Origin of the sequence: Myxococcus sp. SDU36 (assembly GCF_030168875.1) — a bacterium.
In the GTDB taxonomy this organism is placed as follows: domain Bacteria; phylum Myxococcota; class Myxococcia; order Myxococcales; family Myxococcaceae; genus Myxococcus; species Myxococcus vastator.
Window position 1 is genome coordinate 8604053 of record NZ_CP077414.1, and the last position, 18488, is coordinate 8622540.

Genomic DNA, 18488 nt, shown 5'->3' on the forward strand with positions numbered 1-18488 from the left:
TCACCGCTCGGGCATGGCCACCGCCAGCGCTGATGGAATCGTCTCCTTCATCAGCGCCACGAACCGGCGCAGCCGCGCGGGATGGAACCGCGCATGTGGGTAGAGCAGGTACATGGGCAGGGGCGCGGCCCGCCAATGCGGCACCAGGTGCAGGAGGCGGCCCTGGGCGAGGTCATCGTGGAGGAGCCAGGCCGAGGCCACGCAGACGCCCAGGCCCTTCAGCGCCGCGCTCCGGATGGCGTAGAGGCTGTCCGTGCTCAGGCGGGGGGCGAAGGTGATGGGCTGGACCTCGCCGGTGTCCACATGGGTCAGCGAAATCTCGTTCCGATAGAAGGTGCGCAGTGACAGCCAGGGCAACCGGGCGAGCGCGTCCGGATGGGAAGGGACGTCAGCGTCTCCGAGGACCGAAGGCGCGGCCACGACGATGCGCGGCACCTCGGCCACGCGGATGGCCACCACGCCAGGGTCCTGCACTTCTCCGACGTGAATCGCGCAGTCGATGCCGTCGGTGATGAAGTCCACCGCCCGGTCGTGCAGCAGCCATTCAACCGACACCCGCGAATGGCGATTCAGGTACGCCGTCAGCGGCTCCACCAGCAACTGCTGTCCGAATGCATGGGGCACCACGACGCGCAGCGTTCCCTCGGGTTCGTTGCTCGCGCCACGGAGGTCGGCTTCGAGCAGCTCCCAACTGGCCAGCAGCTCCTTCGCGCGTTCGTAGCAGCGCGCGCCGTCCTCGGTGAGCTTCATCGCATGGGTGGAGCGCTGAAGCAGCCGCAGCCCCAGGGAGCGCTCCAGTGCCTGGAGCCGACGGCTCACCGTCGGCTGTGTGGTGCCCAGCTGCGCCGCGGCCGAGGACAGACTCCCAGCGTCGACGATGCGGATGAACGTCTGCATCAGCTCCAGCCGGTCCGCGGTGGCTGGCGCGGTGGGGTGGGGTGCACGCCTCCGGGGAGCCCGGGACCGAGGCGGCTTGGAGCGAGTCGGCATGCGACCTGACCTCGTGCGGGGTTATACGCCGAACGTATATCCGCTGTGCGGAGCACGCTACTACCAGCCTCGGCCCCTCTAGAGCACCTTCACCTCGACTCGCAGCGACAGAGGTGAACGAGATGTCCTTCATTCGTGCCGTACATGGAAGCGCCGGGGCCGCCGCCGCCCGTCATGGGGACGGTGCCTCCCTGTCAGGTGGCTTGCGTCTGCTGCTGGCGGCGAGCGCCGGCGTGCCGGTGGCCTCGCTCTACTACAGCCAGCCCATGCTGGGCGTCATCGGGGCCTCCACGGGAGCCGCCGACGCCGTGGTGGGCTTCCTCCCCACGCTCACGCAACTGGGATACGCGCTGGGCATCCTGCTGCTGACGCCCCTGGGGGACCGCTTCGACCGGCGCCGCATCATCCTGGTCAAGGCCGCCTTGCTGAGCGTGGCGCTGCTGCTCGGCGGTCTGGCTCCGGACATGAGCCTGCTGCTGGTCATGAGCTTCGCCGTCGGCCTGACGGCGACCGTGGCGCAGGACATCGTCCCGGCCGCCGCGACGCTGGCCCCGGAGCGAGAGCGGGGCAAGGTGGTGGGTACGGTGATGACGGGCCTGCTGCTTGGAATCCTCTTGTCCCGGGTCGTCGCCGGTGTCGTGGCCGAGCAGCTCGGCTGGCGTGCCATGTTCATCATCGCCGCTGCCAGCGTGGCTTTGATTGGCGTGGCGGCCTGGCGAGGGCTCCCTCGCTTCCAGCCGACGAGCACGTTGTCGTACGGCGCCTTGCTGGCCTCGCTCGCCCGGCTGTGGCGCCAGCATGGTGCCCTGCGGCGCGCGGCGCTGGCGCAGGGGTTGCTCTCGGTGGGCTTCAGCGCGTTCTGGTCCACCCTCGCGGTGATGCTGCATGGAGCACCGTTCCACCTGGGCAGCGCGGCGGCGGGCGCCTTTGGTCTGGCCGGGGCGGCCGGAGCCTTGGGCGCGCCGGTGGCGGGCCGCGTCGCCGACCGCTTCGGGCCGGAGGTCGTCACTCGGCTGGGGGCGGGGCTGACGGCGGTCTCCTTCGCCACCATGTTCGCGGCGCCCTGGCTCGAGCCGAATGCCCGGCTGTGGCTGATTGGCGGCAGCGCGATGGGCTTCGACCTCGGGGTGCAGATGTCGCTCGTGGCGCATCAGACCCTCGTCTTCGGCATCGACCCCGCGGCGCGCAGCCGGCTCAACGCGGTGCTGTTCGTCGGCATGTTCATCGGCATGTCCGTCGGCGCGGCCAGTGGCAGCCTCGTGCTCGCACGGTGGGGCTGGATGGCGGTGACGGTCCTGGCGACGGCCTCGGCGCTGGCTGCCTTGCTGGTCCGTCTGGCGCCGCGGGCCCGTGTGGCCCACTGACGCCAGGGGAGCACGCTGGCGCTTCACTGGCCACGAGCGCCCCTGGCCCTCACGGACCGCTCCCAACGCCTTGCGCATCAGGAGGGGGAGGCCCGTTCCTGGGCTTGCATCAAGGCTTCCACCTGCCGCTGGAGACCCTGCAGCTGGTCGAGCCTGAGCTTCAGTGCTGCGCGCAGGTCGCGCGCGTCGGTGTGAAGGACCTCGTCATGCAACTCCGCGATGCTCTCAGTCAGGCATGCGTGGAGGACGTGGATCTGCTGCTGGGAGAGCTCCAGGAACATGGGTCACCTCTCTGACAGCAGAACAACGGAGCCGCGCCACCTGCTCTGCCGAAGGCACGGGTGCGAACACGCGCATGACAGGCCGCTGGCGCTCCAGAGCACCGCGCGGCTCGTGGGGCCGCGCGGTGCGAGCTGCCAGGTGTGGTGCGGCGCCTCGGCATCCGAGGCGCCGCGCCGGTGCGACTACCGCAGCGCGATGAGCGAGGCCACGAGCAGGGACACGACGCTCATGACCTTGATGAGGATGGCCACGCCAGGACCGGAGGTGTCCTTGAACGGGTCACCGACCATGTCACCGACAACGGCGGCCTTGTGGACGGCCGAGCCCTTCGCGTGGCCCGGCAGCTTGCCCTTCTCGATGAACTTCTTGGCGTTGTCCCACGCGCCACCCGCGTTGGCCATGTAGAGGGCCATCGTGGCGCCGACGACGAGCGCGCCGGCCAGCAGCCCCGCCAGCGCACCGGGGCCCAGCAGGTAGCCCACCAGGGGCGGGGCGACGATGGCGACCATGCCCGGGAAGATCATCTCGCGCAGGGCGCTCTTGGTGGCGATGTCGACGATCTTCTTGGGGTCCGGGTCCGCCTTGAGCTCCATCAGCCCCGGAATCTCGCGGAACTGACGGCCAATCTCCTCGACGATGGCGCCGGCCGCGCGGCCCACGGCGAGCATCGTGGAGGCGCCCACCAGGAACGGGAGGATGGAGCCCAGCAGCATGCCGACGATGACGTTCGGGTTGGTCAGCTGCAGGCTCATCTCCGGCAGGCCGGCGGCGACGCGCGTGTGGTTGACCTCGAGGTTGAAGGCGGAGAAGAGCGCGATGACGGTGAGCGTCGCCGAGCCGATGGCGAAGCCCTTGCCGATGGCCGCCGTGGTGTTGCCCACCGCGTCCAGCTCGTCGGTGATGGCGCGGACCTCGGGGCCCAGGCCGGACATCTCGGAGATGCCGCCGGCGTTGTCGGAGATGGGGCCGTAGGCGTCCACGGTCATCACCACGGCGGTGCCGCCCAGCATGCCCACGGCCGACAGCGCAATGCCGTACAGGCCGAGCGCCTGGTCGGCGATGTAGGCCACCAGGGCGATGGTGGCCATCGGGATGCCCACGCTCTCCATGCCGACGGCGAGGCCGCGGATGAGGTTGGTGCCGGCGCCCGTGATGGAGGCCTCCGCGATGCGCTGCACCGGCGTGGACGACGTGTAGTAGTCCGTGACGAGGCCGATGATGGCGCCGCCGAAGGCGCCCGCGGCCAGCGCCACCGTGATGGCCTGGGACAGGCCGAACACCTGCATCATCACGAAGGACAGACCCACCAGGATGACCGGGGGCAGGATGAGGGCGCTGCGCAGCACCTGCGCGGGGTTCATGTGCTTGAGGGCTCGCGCGATGAAGATGCTCAGCAGGCTGACCACCAGGCCCACGGCGGACAGCACCAGCGGGAGCACCACGCCCGCCACCTTCGCGCTCCCGGTCGCGGAGGGGTCCACCACGAGGCGGGAGAGGTCCGCGGCGCTAGCGGTCAGCGCGATGGCCATGGCGGCGACAATCGCGGCCACCATGGACTCGTAGATGTCGGCGCCCATGCCGGCCACGTCACCCACGTTGTCGCCCACGTTGTCGGCGATGACGCCCGGGTTGCGCGGGTCGTCCTCGGGGATGTTCTCAATGACCTTGCCGGCGATGTCGGAGCCGACGTCAGCGGCCTTGGTGTAGATGCCGCCGCCCACGCGGGCGAAGAGCGCGATGGAGCTTGCGCCCACGGCGAAGGAGTGGAGGACGGGGGAGAGCTGCGCATGCCCCCGGAAGGCGTAGTAGATGCCGCCCATGCCGATGAGGCCCAGGCCGGCGACGGCGAGGCCCATGACCGCGCCACCGTCGAGCGCGACCAGCAGCGCGTTCGGCTTGGAGCCGGTGCGCGCGGCCTGCGCGGTGCGCACGTTCGCGTACGTCGCCGCCTTCATGCCGATATAGCCGGCCAGCAGCGAGAGGAACGCGCCCAGCACGAAGCTCCCACTGGCGAGCGGCCCCAGCGCCAGGCCGATGAGCACCGCGACGGCCGCGCAGTACGCGGCGAGCACCTGGTATTCGCGGACGAGGAACGCCATCGCGCCTTCGCGGATGTAGCCCGCGATGCGGTTCATCGTCGCGTCACCCTCCGGGAGCGCCTTGACGCGGAAGTAGAAGAACGCAGCGAAGAGCAGCCCCACGGCGCCGACCACGCCCGGTGCGATTGCCCAGAAACTCGACTCGAGACTCGACAACTCCATCCAATCCTCCAGAGCCGTCCCGGGGGCCTGACCTCGCCGACCGAGTCGCTCGTATGCCGCGAAATTTGTACGGAGCGCGTATAGTTGATTTCAGCGCAATCTGGGAGTTTCCTAGGCGCGCCCCAGCAGGTTGGGAGTCCTACCAACGTTCTGGGTGGGTGCGTCACGGCCGCCAGCGCCAGGCCGGCTCCCATGCGGGGCGTGGCTCCGGGCGACAGGCGGGGCGGGTGGATGCGCCACCGCGGCCCCAAGTGCCCGGACTCACTCGCGATTCTCCGAAAGCTACGGGTCAGTACGTATTCCAGGCCCCGCCGCCACGGGGCGCCGCTCATGGCGCTGCCTTCTCCCGGGGGCACCGTGCGCTCAGCACCTCCGGTGCTCAGCGCGTGCGCGAAGTCTTGCCCTTGCGTGTCGTGGCCGGGACGTCCTCACCGATGACGGCGCGGGCAAGCCGCTCCGCGTCGGAGGTGGCGATTCCGAGCGAGGCGAAGACGCCGCTGACGAACATGTTCGCCACGCCCTGTGCGAGCGCGCGACCTCGCAGTTGCTCCATCAGCGGATGCGAGGTGGGGAGCGCGCTCCCGGACCGGACGCGCTCCGACAGCTCCGACCAGAACGTGTCCAGGGTGCCCTTGAGCAGCTCGGGGACCTCCTCGTCCGGATGCGGGCCCGCGTAGTCGATGTACGCCGGGTCCGTCGCAATGCGATACAGGGCCGGGTTTTCGGCCGCCCATCGGATGTAGGCGACCCCGGAGCGCCGGAAGGCCTCGTGCGGGCCCTTTGACCCTTCCGTCGCGGTGATGAGGGCCTGGTTGAGCCGTCGGTTCCCCTCCGTCGCGAGCGCGCGCAACAGGGACAGGCGGTCCGCGAAGTGCTTGTAGGGCGCGGCGGAAGACACCCCCACGCGGCGTCCGACTTCGGCGACGGTGAGCGCGTCGACGCCTTCCTCGCGAATGAGTCCGATGCTGGCTTCCAGCAGGGCGTGCTTGAGGTCCCCGTGGTGGTACGGGCGTGCTCGCGTCTTCGTGGCCATGCGTGGAGCCACGGTAGATGGAGTGGTGTCTGTTGCAAAGTAAGTGAGATTCACTTACTTTCTCCCGACGCAGATTCCGTCACTCCAGGAGCAGCGGATGCGCAGCGCGAATGCCGTGAGCCCATTGTTGCGGTCCCTCTCCCGCCCCCATGGCTTCGAGCCGCTGCGGGTCGAAGGCCGGCTCCCCGAGTCCCTCCGAGGGACGCTGTTCCGCGCCGGACCGGGCCTCTTCGAGCGCTTTGGCACGCGAATCGCGCATGCGTTCGAGGCGGATGGCGCCGTGACGGCGGTGCGCTTCGACGGCGGAGGCGCGCAGGGCGCGAGCCGCATCGTCGAGAGCGCCGGCTTCCGTGCGGAGGAGCAAGCGGGGCGGTTTCTCTACACGTCGTCCGCGTCGTGGCTTGACCGGATGCGGGCGGCGAGAAAGGACGTGGCGAAGACCACGGGCAACACCTCGACGTTCCTGTGGAAGAACCGGCTCTTCGCGCTGATGGAGAACGGCCTGCTTCAGGAGATGAGCCCCACGACGCTGGAGACGCTCGATGCCACGGGACTGGGCGTGGTGACGGGGGCCTTCTCCGCGCATCCTCATCGTGTCGCCTCGCTGCGAACGACGTTCAACTTCGGGGTGCGGTATGGCCGGAAGATGAACATCGACCTGTACGCGCTGCCGGACGACGGGGAGCCGTCGAAGCTCGGCACCGTGGAGGCGCCCTGGCAGAGCATGGTGCATGACTTCATGGCGACGGAGCGGCACCTCATCCTGTTCGTGGGGCCCGTGCGGCTGAAGCTCCTGCGCGCCATGGTCGGCCTGGGGGATGTCACCCAGCTCTTTGAGTGGCGGCCTGAGCTCGGGGCGCGGCTCATCGTCGTCCCGCTCGATGCCATCCATTCCCCCCGGACGTTCGAGCTCGACCCGTTCTGGCTCTGGCATTTCTCGAACGCCTACGAGGAGGTGGACGGTCCCTGTGTCGACTTCTGTCGCTACCCCGAGTTCTCGCTCGGGGAGATTGGAGAAATGGAATCGACCGGGCCCCTCCCGTTGCTGACGCGTGTGCAACTCGACCTGCGGTCCGGCAAGGCGCGTGAGACGAAGCTCTTCGATGTGCCCTGCGACTTTCCTCAGGTGCATCCGCGACTGCACGGCGCGCGGCATGGCACGGTGTTCGCGCAAACCGAGCGGAACGTCGCGGGCCGGAGCATCCTGGGGGTGACGCGCATCGACCTCGACCGTGGCAGGAGCGCCGAGTGGGTACTCCCGGCCGGGCATGTGCCGAGCGAGCCCGTGCTCGTGCCGCGCGAAGCGTCACAGGACGCCACCTTCGTGCTCGACCTCGTGTTCGACTCGAAGGCCCATCACTCCTACGTCGCGGTGCTCGACGGCGAGCAGCTCGAAGACGGTCCGCTGGCGACCGTTCACTTCGACCAGGCCATCCCCGTGACGTTTCACGGCAGCTTCGCGGCCGCGGGCTGAGCCGGCTCACGGCGTCTGGCCGTGCTCCCTCGAGGTCGTGGCGGGTGTGCGATACACCTGGGGGGAGTTCAGATGTCCACGGTCGGAATCTACATGCTGCCCGAATACGGCGGCCTCAACGCGACCTTCGCGCTGGCGAGGGCGCTGGTGCGCCGGGGGCACCGCGTCCGCTACTTCGTGCCGGAGTCCTTCGAGGCGCACGTGTCGCGGCAGGGCTTCGAGTGCAGCCGCTACAGCCAGTCACTCCGCGTCACCGCGAGCTGGGCGACGCGCGTCCCGGGTATCCGTTTCCTGCACCTGCGCGCGCGTTACCACGAGCACCTCGCGGCGGCGTTCGACGCATGGGTGGACGCGGATGGGCTTGATGGGGTGCTGGTGGATCCGGTGGTGTGGGATGTGGCCGCGGGCGCGCACGAGCGCGGGCTGCCGTACCTCAGCCTCAGCCCGACGTATGCGGCCCCGTTCTCGCTGGACTATCCGTCCGTTCACGCGCTGGCCATTCCCGCTGCCAATGGCCACCTCGGCCGTGCTCGCAACCTCGTGACGTGGACGCTCCAGTCGAGAATCCCCTGGCTCCGGGGCCTGTATGACCACGGAGTCCTCTGGGCGGGCCACCACGCGCTCCGGCGGATGCGGCGCGCGGGCCGCCGCGTGCGATGGGGCGACTTCGGCTACCGGCCGGAAGTGGAGGAGCTGGTGATTGGCCCCCGGGCCCTGGACTTCGAACCGCTGCGCACGCTTCCCCGCCGGCACTATCTGGGCACCTGCGTGGAGCCCTCACGCAACGAGGGCGCCTTCGATTGGAGCGGCTATGACGCGTCCAGACCGCTGGCGTACTGCTCGTTGGGGACGTTCGGAGAGGACCAGCCGGCCGCGCTGCGCTTCTACACCGCTGTCATGGAGTCCTTCCGGCGGCGCGAGGGGTGGCAGCTCATCGTGAGCTGCGGCGCCCTGGCCGAGCAGCTCCGCGGCCTGGTGGTGCCTCCATCCATCCGGGTGGAAGCCTCGGTTCCCCAACTGGAAGTCCTCCCCCGGGCGCGGGTGTTCCTGAATCACGGCGGCATCGGCTCCGTGCGGGAGGCCCTCTATTTCGGCGTCCCCATGCTCCTGTTCCCCTATGGCGCGGACCAGCCTGGGCTGACGGCGCGGCTGGTGCACCACAAGCTCGGGCTCCGAGGCGACCTCCGCACGAAGGACGCCCGCGTCATCACCGAGCGGGTGGATGCCTTGCTGGGGCGCGACGACCTCCTCTCCGCGGTGGAGAGGATGCGCCAGGCCTGCCGAGGCTCGCGCGAACTGGATGAGGGCGTGGACGTCATCGAGCGGGCCCTCGGCAGATGACAAGGTCGCGGCGGAGTCGGGCGTCGCCGCCTCGAACCGCGCGGTCAGGCCACCGGGCTCCTGGATGGCCTCTCGCTGGACCGCTTCGCGAGAGGCCAATCCATGACCGTCTCACCTACTCCGAGTACTCGTAGAAGTCGACGAGCTGCCAGTTACGGTTGTAGACGTGGCGCTTGGTGAACCAGCCGCTGTGGCAGCTGCCCGTGTTGGTGGCCGTGTAGCCATAGACGAAGCCGTTGTGGACGCGGGCGTTGAGGCTCGGGTAGCCGGGGTTCTCACAGGGCTGGGTGACGCGGACGGCCTGGTAGGCGGCCTCGGCGTAGACCTGCTCCTGGCCTTCGAAGTCGTAGCGGGAGTGGACGCGCTCCTCGGTGAACGTGGCGAGCTGGCTGGCCTGCTGGGCGTAGCTCTGCGTGAGGAACGACTGCAGGTGGGCCAGGGTGGTGGCCTCGGAGGTGAGCGTGCCGGTGAGGCGGTGCACGGCGCCGTCATTGTCGGAGAGCGCGGCGCGGATGGAGGCGATGCCGGCCGGGCCCTGGTAGACGGAGGTGTCGCCCCAGGTGAAGCTGAGGGCGCTGCCCGCGCTGTAGGCATTGAGCGCGCAAGCGCCGTTGGCACCGGCCGTCTCGAAGATGATGATCTTGCGGAGGCGGTGCTCGGGGTTCACGAGCGCGATGCACTCGTTGCCAGCGACACCGTCGTAGTTGGCGGCCGGGAGCACGGCCTCGACGACGTTGTGGACGCGGAACAAGGGGTCCGTGGCCTGCTGCTCGATGGACTGGACCGCCTCCGTGTCAGTGTCTGTCTCGGGACCGAGACAGCCCGCGGTGAGGGAAGAAGCGACGAGGAGAGACGCGAAGCTGAGGGAAGTGCGCATGGCGGCGGAAGATAGCACGCCAGTTTTGCCCGTTTTGAAAGGTAATAAGTGTTCCGATACGGAAACGACACAAGGCCTGTTGGGGCACGACGGCCGTGCCCCTTGATTGACAGGCTTCATCCCGCCAGCGGCGTCTGTCGCGCCTGCGCCTCGCGCAGCCACGCCACCGTGTCGCTCAGCGTCTGCCGGTGGCTCCGCGGCCGGTAGTCGAGCTCCTCGTGGCTCCAGATGGTCTTGAAGCCCCAGTGGCACGTCGACATCTCCAGCACCACGGGGTCCGGCAGCTTCTTGAGCGGCACGTGGGCGCCGAGCTTCGCGAGTCCGTCGACGATGAGCGTCGGCACGCCGGGGCGGTTCACCCGGATGCCGGCGACCTCGCCCACGCGCTCGAAGAAGGTGCGCAGGGGCAGGGTGGTGCCGGGCAGGTGGTACGTGTCCCGCCAGTCGGCCTTCTTCGCCAACACCGCGAGCGCCTGCGCCACGTCCCGCACGTCGGTGAAGGCGATGCCACCGGTGGGAATGAAGGGGAGGCGGCCGTTCAGCACGCGGGCCACGTTGGTCGTCGACCGGCCCAAGGTGTCCCCAGGGCCGAGGAGCACCGGAGGCCGCACCACCGTCAGCTCCACGCCGAGCTGCTTCGCCAGCTTCCGCGACTGTTGTTCGGCGCGAATCTTCGACAGGTAGTAGGGCCACCGGCCCACGAGGCCTTCCGCGTAGAGGGAATGCTCGTCGGCCTCGATGGTCGGATGGGAGAAGCAGCCCACCGTGCCGGAGGTCGACACCAGCACCAGCCGGGCGTCGAGCGCCTTCGCGGCGCGCACCATGGCCAGCGCGCTGTCGATGTTGAAGCGCACCATCTCGTCGGCGTGCCGCCGGCTGTGGTGGACCATTCCCGCGGAGTGAATCAGCACCTTCACGCCCCGCGCGTGCGGCAGCCACGCGTCAGGCTCCAACGGCGTGCCGGACACCTGGGCCACCGGGCCCGGCAGCGGCGAGCGAACCAGCGCCACCGCGTCGTCGCCCAGCGCCTCCAGGAGGTTGCGTCCGAGGAACCCGCTGGCTCCCGTCACGAGTGTCTTCACGGCTGAACCCCGCGCCAGGCGCATGCTTCATGGAACCGCGCGAGCTCCGCCGCGTTCGGACCCCACTCGAAGGCGTCACCCGCGGGCTTCACGATGTCGCGCGACACCAGCGCCTGCACCACGCCATCCAGGTGCGGCCGGTGTGTCACCGCCACGGCCTTCAGCTCGTCGGGCGCGCGCACCTTCGTCGCCTCCTGGTAGTCGCGCACGACGGGCTCGAAGAGCGCCTTCACCACGGCGTCGACGCGCGCGTCGCTCAGCTCGGCCAGCGGCGTGGCGCACCAACGGTAGCGCGACAGGTGGTCCTCCAGCGCGGGGTTGCCGGGCTGCCGGGCCAGCACGTCACCGGCGAACCAGTGCTGCCACTGGTTGCGGAGCGAGTGCGCCAGCGCCGGAGACAGGGGGCTGGGGACGGGCAGGTCGCTGGCGAGCACGCGCCCCCCGCGGCGCTCGATGGCCTCACGCAGCCACGCTTCGTCCACGCCCGGAATCGGGTGCTCGGCGAGGAACGTGCGCAGGTGGAAGCTGCTCACCGTGGTGTGGCGCTGCAGCTCGGCCATGAGCGTATGGCTCAGCGCGCGGACGTCGGTGTCCGGGTTGAGCGCCAGCGGCGCGCCACACGACAGATGCACACGGCCCAGCTGCACCTGTCCACGTGTCAGCTTCGCGAGCCACGACAGCACGCCGGTGAGCGTCATCTTCGGGCGCGGCTTGCCGGACAGCTCCTCCGATAGGGACGCCTCCTCCGGCAGCCGGTCATAGGAGATGGCGACGGGCAACACGACGAACTGGCGCTTCGTGTTCTGCAGCGCGCGCAGCAGCCCGCGCTTGGGCGGCAGCATCAGCCGCGCGCGGCTGCGCTGACCTTCGACGAAGAACATGAGCGAGGCGCTCTTCTCGGTGAGCCGGCGCAGCTCCTCGCCCAGCTCCGGCACCTCGCGGCCCACGCCGCGCTTGATGAAGAAGGCCTGCGAGTCCTTGAGAATCGGACCCACCAAGGGGATGCGGCCGAACTCCTCCGCGGCGGCGATGTGTGGCATCGAGATGCCCAGCTCCGGGTGCTGGAAGCACAGGTAGCTGGTCAGCAGGAAGTCGAAGTAGCTGCGGTGGGTGGGGGCCAGCACCACCAGCGTGCCGGGGGGCACCTGCGCCATCGCGCGCTCGAACGAAGGCCGGTCGAACGTCACGTCGCTGGTGCAGTGGCGGAACGTCTTGCGCAGCGCATAGCCAAACACCTTGTGGGTGGTGTTGCCCACGCCGCGCTCCTGGACCCAGGTCCGGTCGCCGCGCGCGTCGGCGTGCTTCGGTCCGGCGAAGGACACCTGGCTCTCATCGCGCGAGAGCAGGTGGCGGTACATGCCCTCGTTCACCACGCGCACGTACTCGACGGGCTCGAAGTCGGGGACCTCCAGCGGGGTGCCGCGCACGAAGTCGAAGGTGTGGTGCGTGAAGTACGCGAAGCCCTCGTTGAGGTACTGGACCTTCTCGTCGGCGCGCACCAGCCGGCGGTGGGCCTTGGCCTGGCCCAGCAGCGCGAGCGCCGCCTTCTGCAATTGTACTGGCAGCTCCCGGCGCATCAGGTCGACCGCGTCGAAGCCGTGGTCCTTGCGGCCGACGAACATGTCAGGCGGCTTCACCACGCCGGGGCGGTGCTTGAACCACTCGATGGTCGACGCCGCGGCCATGTCGATGCGCAGCGCCCGCTGCACACCCATGGTGGCGTGAACGATGGGGACGGCCTGGCCGGGCTTCGGCATGGGGCCGAACACCGAGCGCACGACTTCACTGGCGACCACGTCCACCGGCACCACGTCCAGGCGCACCGACGGGTCGGCGTTGAACGCGCGCACCACGCCCAGGCCGCTGTACAGCAGGCAGCCCGCGAGCGCCGCCGGGCTGTCGAGCCAGGCCGGGAAGGGCGTGCGGTGGGCCGCCGAGACGATGCTGGGGCGCACGATGACGACGGGCACGTGGCCGCGCCGCTCGCAGATGAGGTGCTCGGCGACGCTCTTGGTGAGCGTGTACGTGTTGGGGTGGCCGGTGAGCTCCAGCCACTCGCGGCCGTCGCCCTGTGCCACCTGGAAGGCCTCGTAGAGCTCCGCGGCGGGCTTCGGCAGGTGCGCCAGCTTCTCTTCGATGGGGCCGGGCCGCCACACGCTGACGTAGGCCGTCGACACGTCGACCATGCCCACCAGTTGGGGGCACGTGCGCGCGAGCTCCAGCACCGACAGCGCGCTCCGGATATTGGCCGAGGTCGCCTGCGCCAGCGGCAGGTCGAACTCCACGCTGGCGGCGCAGTGCACGACGTGCGTGACGTGCTGGCGCACGGCGTCGGCGTCGGCGGGAGACAGGCCGCAGGCGGGCTGCTCGAGGTCGCCGCTCACCACCGCGACGCGCTCCGTCCAGTCGGCCTGGAGGCGCGAGAAGCACTCGGCCTGTGCCACCTTCGCGAAGCGCTCCGCCGCGGACTGCACGCGGCCCTGGCGGTCCTTTGACTCGCGCACCAGCACCGTGACGCGCTCGACGCCCTGCGCGAGCAGCGCCTCCAGCACCACCTTGCCGACGAAGCCGGTGACGCCCGTGAGAAAGACGTGGCGGGACATCAGTGCGCCTCCTCGTCCGGAGTCAGCGCCACCGGACCGTTGATTCCGCAGTTCGACGCGCCGAAGACGTTGTCGGGGTCGATGGCGGCCTTCACCTTGCGGTTGAGGGCCAGCGCGGCCTCCGAGAACACCTGGGGCAGGAAGCCGCGGCGAATCTTCCCGACGCCGTGGTGGTGCGACAGCGAGCCGCCGGCGGCCAGAATCTCCTCGCGCGCCGCGTGCTCGAGCGCCGCGTACGCGCCCACCGGGTCGCTGACGCCGCGCGCGTAGAAGCCCAGGTAGAAATAGATGACCACGCCCGTCTGATAGACTTGCGTGAAGCGGCCGGTGAAGAAGACCTTGCCCGGCAGGCCCAGCGCGGCGTGCTCCTTCTCCACGCGGCGCTGCACGCGCTCGTAGAGGTCCATGGCACGGCTCCACGGCACGCTCGTCTCGAAGCTCTCGGCGATGGCCCAGTGCTCGAAGGTGAGGTCCCGGATGTACGCGATGCCGAAGGTCAGCTGGTAGCCGCGCTCACCGTTGGCGCCGCCGCCCTTCATGCCACCGTGCTCGGAGGCGATGCGGTACACCGTCTTCTCCTGGAAGGCGACCTCCTCGCGCGAGCCCTCGAAGACGAGGGTGGCCACGGCGAGCTTGTACGGGTCGAAGCCCTTGAGCTTCGTCACCACGGCCTTTTCGACTTCGCTCTTCACCTTCGCGGCCAGCCCGTGCTTGGCCGGCTTGAGCGCCTGGCCGAAGTGGAACTGGGTGTTGTCCATCACCCGCACGCTGGCCGGCACCGCGCCCGACTGCTGGAGCGCGTAGAGGAACGAGAGGCCCGTTTCGAGGTCGGGGAAGATGATTGAGCCGTAGCGCTGGACTTCGGGGAGGGGGAACAGCTTCACCACCGCCGTGGTGACGATGCCGAAGTTGCCCTCGCTGCCGAACATGTACTGGCGCGGGTTGACGCCCACGCTCTCCCGGGGGGCCTGGCGCGGGCGCTCCACGATGCCCTGGGGCGTGACGACCTGCATGTCGAGCACCAGGTCCTCGATGTTGCCGTAGCGGTTCTTCTTCATGCCGCTGGCGTTCGTGGCAATCCACCCGCCGAGCGTGGAGAACTCCAGGCTGTCCGGCTCGTGGCCCATGGTGAAGCCGAACTTCGCGAGCTCCTCCATCAGGTGGCGGCCCGTGGCGCCCGCCTCGATGCAGGCCATGCGGTTGACGGGGTCCACCCACAGAATCCGGTTCATCTGCCGCATGTCCACGGCGATGACCAGGCGCCCCTCGGAGAGCGGGATGCGCAGCGCCTCCGTCACGTTGGTCCCGCCGCCGAAGGGGATGACGCAGGCGCCGTGCTGGGTGGCGACCTCCACCAGGCGCACCACCTCATCGTGGCCGCGCGGAAAGGCGACGAGGTCGGGCACCCGGTCCAGCTTCCCGTAGCGGATGGCCCAGATTTCACCGCCGGTGTGTCCGTGGCCGCGGCGCAGGCGCTGCTTGGGGTCTTCGGTGAGCTGCTCTTCCTTCAGGAACTCACGCAGCGCCGCGACCAGCTTGTCGTTCTTCTTCGCCGCGGGAATCTCGGGCGGGTAGTGCGGCTCGTTGCGGTTGTCGTACCCCAGCGGCGAGGCCAGCTTGCCGGCGAACCACGGCATCAGGTCCGGCAGCGCGACATTGCTGATGTTGTAGCGGGTGCCCGTGAGGACGGTGCTCCCGTCGGGCTGCACCACGAAGCGGGTGTCGGCGAAGCCCCAGCCTTCGAGTGACTCCTCGTCCTTGGACGCGGCGGGCGTCGGCGGCGTGAAGCGCGTGTCTCCGGAGGAAGGCGTCGGTGACGGGCTGCCGAAGCGCTCGCTCACCTCGTTCAGCGCCACATTCCCAAGACGGCGCAGCAAACCTGATTGTCTAGCCATGGTCGCGCGCACTCGTACACAGCGCCCTCTCCCCCGTCAACGCGCGTGGGTTACGCAGGTGCGCACCGCGTTACGCGATTTCGGAACCAGTGGTCTCGTAAGTGGATTGCTTCCGAGACCCGAGGTCTCGTAAAGGCGTGTCATGCGGACGGGACGACCCAGGGACGAAAACGTGCGCCTGGCCATTCTCACGGCGGCGCAGGAGCTGGTGCTGGAGAAGGGCTATGCGGCGGTGACGACCGCCGACGTGGCGAGGCGCGCGGGGGCCGGGAAGCAGACCCTCTACCGCTGGTGGCCGGGGAAGGGGGCGCTGGTGCTCGACGCGTTCTCCGAGTGGGTGAGCCAGGCGCCCCGCCTGAGCCGGCGCAAGCCCTCCCTGTCCTCGACGCTGGTGGAGCTCTGCCGGGGGGCCGCGGAGGCGGCGCCCGTGCTGCGGGCGCTGATGGCGGAGGCGCAGTTCGACGAGGAGCTCCACCGGCGGCTCATCGCCCAGTTGGTGCGCCCCCGAGGTGACGAGCTCCGGGCGTGCCTCGCCGACCGCCGGCCCGCGGACCGGGAGCTCGTGGTCAACGTGCTCTCCGGCCTGGTGTGGCAGCGCCTCATGCTCCAGGAGCCGCTGGACGCACGCTTCGTGCGCTTCGCGCTGCGGGTGGTTCAGCGCATCTGAGGCAGGCGGCACTGTGGGGGGCCCACCAGGGAGGCGTGGAACGCGGTGGCGACTCGCGGTCCTCCTGTGTTAGCTAGCCCGGAGCCACTTGACGCTCCGATGGCGGCCGCGACATCTCGTTGCGACCGTAGGGTGTCCTCGGGTGGCTTTGCCAGGCGTGCGCCTCCCGAGCCTTCACCACGTTGTTGCTGGAGGCCTACATGTCCTCGTCCGAACTTCCCGTCCTCGAGTTCGTCCTCTCGAACTACAAGAACTTCAACGCGCGCGCGACGCGCGATGCGCTCCTGTCCTACTGGGAGCACGTGTCGAATGGTGGCCGGATGTTCTGGAGCGTCGCGGGCGCGATGTCGTCGGCGCAGCTCGGCATCACGCTCGCTCCGGCCATCCGAGCGGGGCTGATTCATGGCCTGTCGGTGACGGGCGCCAACCTCGAGGAGTCGCTCTTCCGGCTCGTCGCGCACACGGCGTACAAGGACTTCCCCGAGTACCGCTACTTCACCAAGCAGGACGACACGAAAATCCTCGAGCAGCGGATGCGCCGGGTCACCGACACGAGCATCCCCGAGGACGAGGCGTTCCGCGCGGTGGAGAAGATTGTCGTCCCGATGTGGAAGAACGCGAGCGAGAAGGGCGAGCGCCGCTTCTGGCACGAGTACTTCTACGAGTTCATCCAGGCGCTCGACCCCTCCGTGTACGAGGGTGACCCGGAGGCCTGCTGGCTGCTGGAGGCCGCGCGTCGCCGTCTGCCCATCGTCGTCCCTGGCTATGAGGATTCGACGTTCGGCAACATCTTCGCGTCCTACGTGAAGACGGGCGACTGCAACGCGAGCATCGTCAAGTCTGGCATTGAGTACATGGCCGACTTCTACGACCGCTACGAGGAGCTGTCCGAGGGCCGGGGTGTCGGCTTCTTCCAGATTGGCGGCGGCATCGCCGGTGACTTCCCCATCTGCGTCGTTCCGTCGATCAAGTACGACCTGCAGAAGCCGGTGAAGCCGTGGGCCTACTTCTGCCAGATCAGCGACTCGACGACGTCCTACGGCTCGTACTCGGGCGCGACGCCCAATGAGAAGATCACCTGGGACAAGCTGACCGAGACGACGCCGATGTTCGTCATCGAGTCGGATGCCACCATTGTCGCGCCGCTGATGCTCAGCGCCCTGCTCGAGTGCAAGCGCAATCCGGAAGCGGCGAACGCGCTCATCGCCAGGCACCAGCGCTAGGCGTCGCCGTGTGCGGGGCGGAGAGCACACCGCCCCGCGCTACAAGTAGGCCGGTGAACGGACGAGCGAGCGTGGCCCGGATTCGGGCGCTCCACCGCCCGCGTGTCGCACTAGAATCACCTCATGAAATTTCTCGGTGAACTGGACGCGTCCTCGCTCGCGCGGACGCAGCGGTGCAACCGCCGCCTCACGGACCCGAACCGGTTGCACGCAATCCGGGAGACCGGGTTGATGGACACGCCCCAGGAAGACGCCTTTGATCGGCTCGCTCGCCTGGCGGCGCAGCTCCTTGATGTCCCCCTGACCATCATGTCCCTGGTGGACGCGGACCGGCAGTTCTTCAAGGCGGACTTCGGGCTGCCCTCGCCCTTCCGAGAGACCCGGCAGCTCCCGATTGACGCTTCGCTGTGCCGCTACACGCTCGAGGGAGAGCCCATCATCTCCTCGAACGCGCCCGCCGACCCGTTCCTGAAGTTCCACCCGTCGACGGGGCCCTGGGGAATCGTCGCCCTCATCGTGCTTCCGTTGATCAACCCGGAGGGGCACGTGCTGGGGACCTTCTGCTGCATCCAGCCCCAGGTGCGCGAGTGGAGCGCACAGGACCTCACGGTGATGCAGGAGTTGACGGCGTCCATCATGACGGAAATCAACCTTCGCAATCAGATCCAGAAGCTGAAGGTCGAGCAGAACCTCCGGGACACGTTCGTCGCGGCGCTGACCCATGACCTCCGCACGCCCCTGACGGCGGCGAAGATGGGCGTGCAAATGCTGGGGCGGCGCCATGCGGACCTCCCGAGCGTCCAGACCTCCGTGGCCCGGGTGAGCGGGAGCCTGGACCGCGCGGAGCGGATGATTCAGAACCTGCTGGACGCAAGCCGCATCAAGGCCGGAAAGCGGGTGGCGCTGGAGCTGGGGGCGTGTGACTTCCACACGCTCACGGCCCAGGCCCTGGACGAACTCTCGGCCGTCTATCCGGAGCGCTTCGTCCTGAAGGCGGAGGGCGTGTTCAAGATGCAGGCGGATCCGCTCGCGCTGCGCCGCATCGTGGAGAACCTGGCCTCCAACGCGGCGAAGTACGGCGCGCCGGGCACTCCGGTTGAAGTCGTGCTCGACCGGAACGAGCACCACGTGGTGCTCCAGGTGCGCAACCAGGGCGACCCCATCGCCGCGGGCGAATTGCAGACCATCTTCGAGCCGTTTCACCGCACGAGGTCCGCGACGGAGAGCGCCGAGAAGGGCTGGGGGCTCGGACTGCCCCTCGTGAGGGGCATCGCCGAAGCGCATGGCGGCAAGGCCACCGTGACGAGCTCCGCCGAGGAGGGGACCTGCTTCACCATCACCCTTCCGCTGGACGCGGCCTCGGAGCAGCGGCACACGGCCTGAGGCGTGCGCGTAA

The 18488-nt window shown here is 69.1% G+C and carries 14 protein-coding genes; 6 read left to right on the forward strand and 8 right to left on the reverse strand.

What is annotated here, in order from left to right:
* A complete protein-coding gene (locus KGD87_RS35140) occupies positions 1–990 on the reverse strand; it encodes a LysR family transcriptional regulator (protein ID WP_284665279.1) in 990 nt (329 codons plus the stop codon).
* Positions 991–1112: 122 nt separating this feature from the next.
* On the opposite strand from KGD87_RS35140, the gene KGD87_RS35145 reads away from it, so the two are divergent.
* Positions 1113–2354: an MFS transporter gene (locus KGD87_RS35145; RefSeq protein ID WP_284665280.1), complete on the forward strand. Its 1242-nt coding sequence runs from the start codon at positions 1113–1115 to the stop codon at positions 2352–2354.
* A gap of 77 nt (positions 2355–2431) precedes the next feature.
* Here the strand turns inward: KGD87_RS35145 and KGD87_RS35150 are convergent, their stop codons facing one another.
* From KGD87_RS35150 to KGD87_RS35160, 3 genes are all read right to left on the reverse strand, one after another.
* Positions 2432–2635, reverse strand: a complete 204-nt coding sequence (locus KGD87_RS35150) for a hypothetical protein (protein ID WP_284665281.1) — start codon at positions 2633–2635, stop codon at positions 2432–2434.
* 183 nt (positions 2636–2818) lie between these two features.
* Positions 2819–4897: a sodium-translocating pyrophosphatase gene (locus tag KGD87_RS35155; protein ID WP_284665282.1), complete on the reverse strand. Its 2079-nt coding sequence runs from the start codon at positions 4895–4897 to the stop codon at positions 2819–2821.
* Between the two features lie 379 nt (positions 4898–5276).
* On the reverse strand, positions 5277–5930 hold the full coding sequence (locus KGD87_RS35160) for a TetR/AcrR family transcriptional regulator (RefSeq protein WP_284665283.1): 654 nt from the start codon (positions 5928–5930) through the stop codon (positions 5277–5279).
* Positions 5931–6027: 97 nt separating this feature from the next.
* Between KGD87_RS35160 and KGD87_RS35165 the strand changes: the two genes are divergently transcribed.
* Both KGD87_RS35165 and KGD87_RS35170 read left to right on the forward strand, forming a co-directional pair.
* Positions 6028–7404 (forward strand): carotenoid oxygenase family protein, encoded by a 1377-nt coding sequence (locus tag KGD87_RS35165; RefSeq protein ID WP_284665284.1) that lies wholly within the window; start codon positions 6028–6030, stop codon positions 7402–7404.
* 72 nt (positions 7405–7476) lie between these two features.
* Positions 7477–8745: a glycosyltransferase gene (locus KGD87_RS35170; protein WP_284665285.1), complete on the forward strand. Its 1269-nt coding sequence runs from the start codon at positions 7477–7479 to the stop codon at positions 8743–8745.
* A 115-nt stretch (positions 8746–8860) separates the two neighbouring features.
* On the opposite strand, the gene KGD87_RS35175 is transcribed toward KGD87_RS35170, so the two are convergent.
* The 4 genes from KGD87_RS35175 to KGD87_RS35190 form a co-directional block, all read right to left on the reverse strand.
* Entirely contained in the window at positions 8861–9622 is a 762-nt protein-coding gene (locus KGD87_RS35175; RefSeq protein ID WP_284665286.1) for a hypothetical protein, read from the reverse strand.
* 116 nt (positions 9623–9738) lie between these two features.
* Complete coding sequence (locus KGD87_RS35180) at positions 9739–10704, reverse strand: NAD-dependent epimerase/dehydratase family protein (protein WP_284665287.1); 966 nt, start codon at positions 10702–10704, stop codon at positions 9739–9741.
* Positions 10701–13307 carry an SDR family oxidoreductase gene (locus KGD87_RS35185; RefSeq protein WP_284665288.1) on the reverse strand — a complete coding sequence of 869 codons (2607 nt, stop codon included), beginning with the start codon at positions 13305–13307 and terminating at the stop codon, positions 10701–10703. The genes KGD87_RS35180 and KGD87_RS35185 overlap by 4 nt, the downstream gene beginning before the upstream one ends.
* Positions 13307–15202, reverse strand: a complete 1896-nt coding sequence (locus KGD87_RS35190; protein ID WP_284665289.1) for an FAD-binding oxidoreductase — start codon at positions 15200–15202, stop codon at positions 13307–13309. Before KGD87_RS35190 ends, KGD87_RS35185 begins: the two co-directional genes overlap by 1 nt.
* Positions 15203–15374: 172 nt before the next feature.
* Here KGD87_RS35190 and KGD87_RS35195 point away from each other — a divergent pair, with 172 nt between their 5' ends.
* The 3 genes from KGD87_RS35195 to KGD87_RS35205 all read left to right on the forward strand — a co-directional run bounded on the left by KGD87_RS35195 (position 15375) and on the right by KGD87_RS35205 (position 18475).
* Positions 15375–15869, forward strand: a complete 495-nt coding sequence (locus KGD87_RS35195) for a TetR/AcrR family transcriptional regulator (protein ID WP_284665290.1) — start codon at positions 15375–15377, stop codon at positions 15867–15869.
* Positions 15870–16069: 200 nt separating this feature from the next.
* A complete protein-coding gene (locus KGD87_RS35200; protein ID WP_176411546.1) occupies positions 16070–17092 on the forward strand; it encodes a deoxyhypusine synthase family protein in 1023 nt (340 codons plus the stop codon).
* A 123-nt stretch (positions 17093–17215) separates the two neighbouring features.
* The gene (locus tag KGD87_RS35205) at positions 17216–18475 is read left to right on the forward strand and encodes a GAF domain-containing sensor histidine kinase (RefSeq protein ID WP_284665291.1); all 1260 of its coding nucleotides are present in this window, start codon (positions 17216–17218) and stop codon (positions 18473–18475) included.
* Positions 18476–18488: the final 13 nt, after the last annotated feature.

What these genes read in the sequence shown, in the direction of transcription:
- KGD87_RS35190 (WP_284665289.1), bottom strand. Translation starts at nt 15,202, where the DNA reads ATGGCTAGACAATCAGGTTTGCTGCGCCGTCTTGGGAATGTGGCGCTG.
- KGD87_RS35200 (WP_176411546.1), top strand. Translation starts at nt 16,070, where the DNA reads ATGTCCTCGTCCGAACTTCCCGTCCTCGAGTTCGTCCTCTCGAACTAC.
- KGD87_RS35170 (WP_284665285.1), top strand. Translation starts at nt 7,477, where the DNA reads ATGTCCACGGTCGGAATCTACATGCTGCCCGAATACGGCGGCCTCAAC.
- KGD87_RS35175 (WP_284665286.1), bottom strand. Translation starts at nt 9,622, where the DNA reads ATGCGCACTTCCCTCAGCTTCGCGTCTCTCCTCGTCGCTTCTTCCCTC.
- KGD87_RS35165 (WP_284665284.1), top strand. Translation starts at nt 6,028, where the DNA reads ATGCGCAGCGCGAATGCCGTGAGCCCATTGTTGCGGTCCCTCTCCCGC.
- KGD87_RS35140 (WP_284665279.1), bottom strand. Translation starts at nt 990, where the DNA reads ATGCCGACTCGCTCCAAGCCGCCTCGGTCCCGGGCTCCCCGGAGGCGT.
- KGD87_RS35185 (WP_284665288.1), bottom strand. Translation starts at nt 13,307, where the DNA reads ATGTCCCGCCACGTCTTTCTCACGGGCGTCACCGGCTTCGTCGGCAAG.
- KGD87_RS35150 (WP_284665281.1), bottom strand. Translation starts at nt 2,635, where the DNA reads ATGTTCCTGGAGCTCTCCCAGCAGCAGATCCACGTCCTCCACGCATGC.
- KGD87_RS35205 (WP_284665291.1), top strand. Translation starts at nt 17,216, where the DNA reads ATGAAATTTCTCGGTGAACTGGACGCGTCCTCGCTCGCGCGGACGCAG.
- KGD87_RS35145 (WP_284665280.1), top strand. Translation starts at nt 1,113, where the DNA reads ATGTCCTTCATTCGTGCCGTACATGGAAGCGCCGGGGCCGCCGCCGCC.
- KGD87_RS35160 (WP_284665283.1), bottom strand. Translation starts at nt 5,930, where the DNA reads ATGGCCACGAAGACGCGAGCACGCCCGTACCACCACGGGGACCTCAAG.
- KGD87_RS35155 (WP_284665282.1), bottom strand. Translation starts at nt 4,897, where the DNA reads ATGGAGTTGTCGAGTCTCGAGTCGAGTTTCTGGGCAATCGCACCGGGC.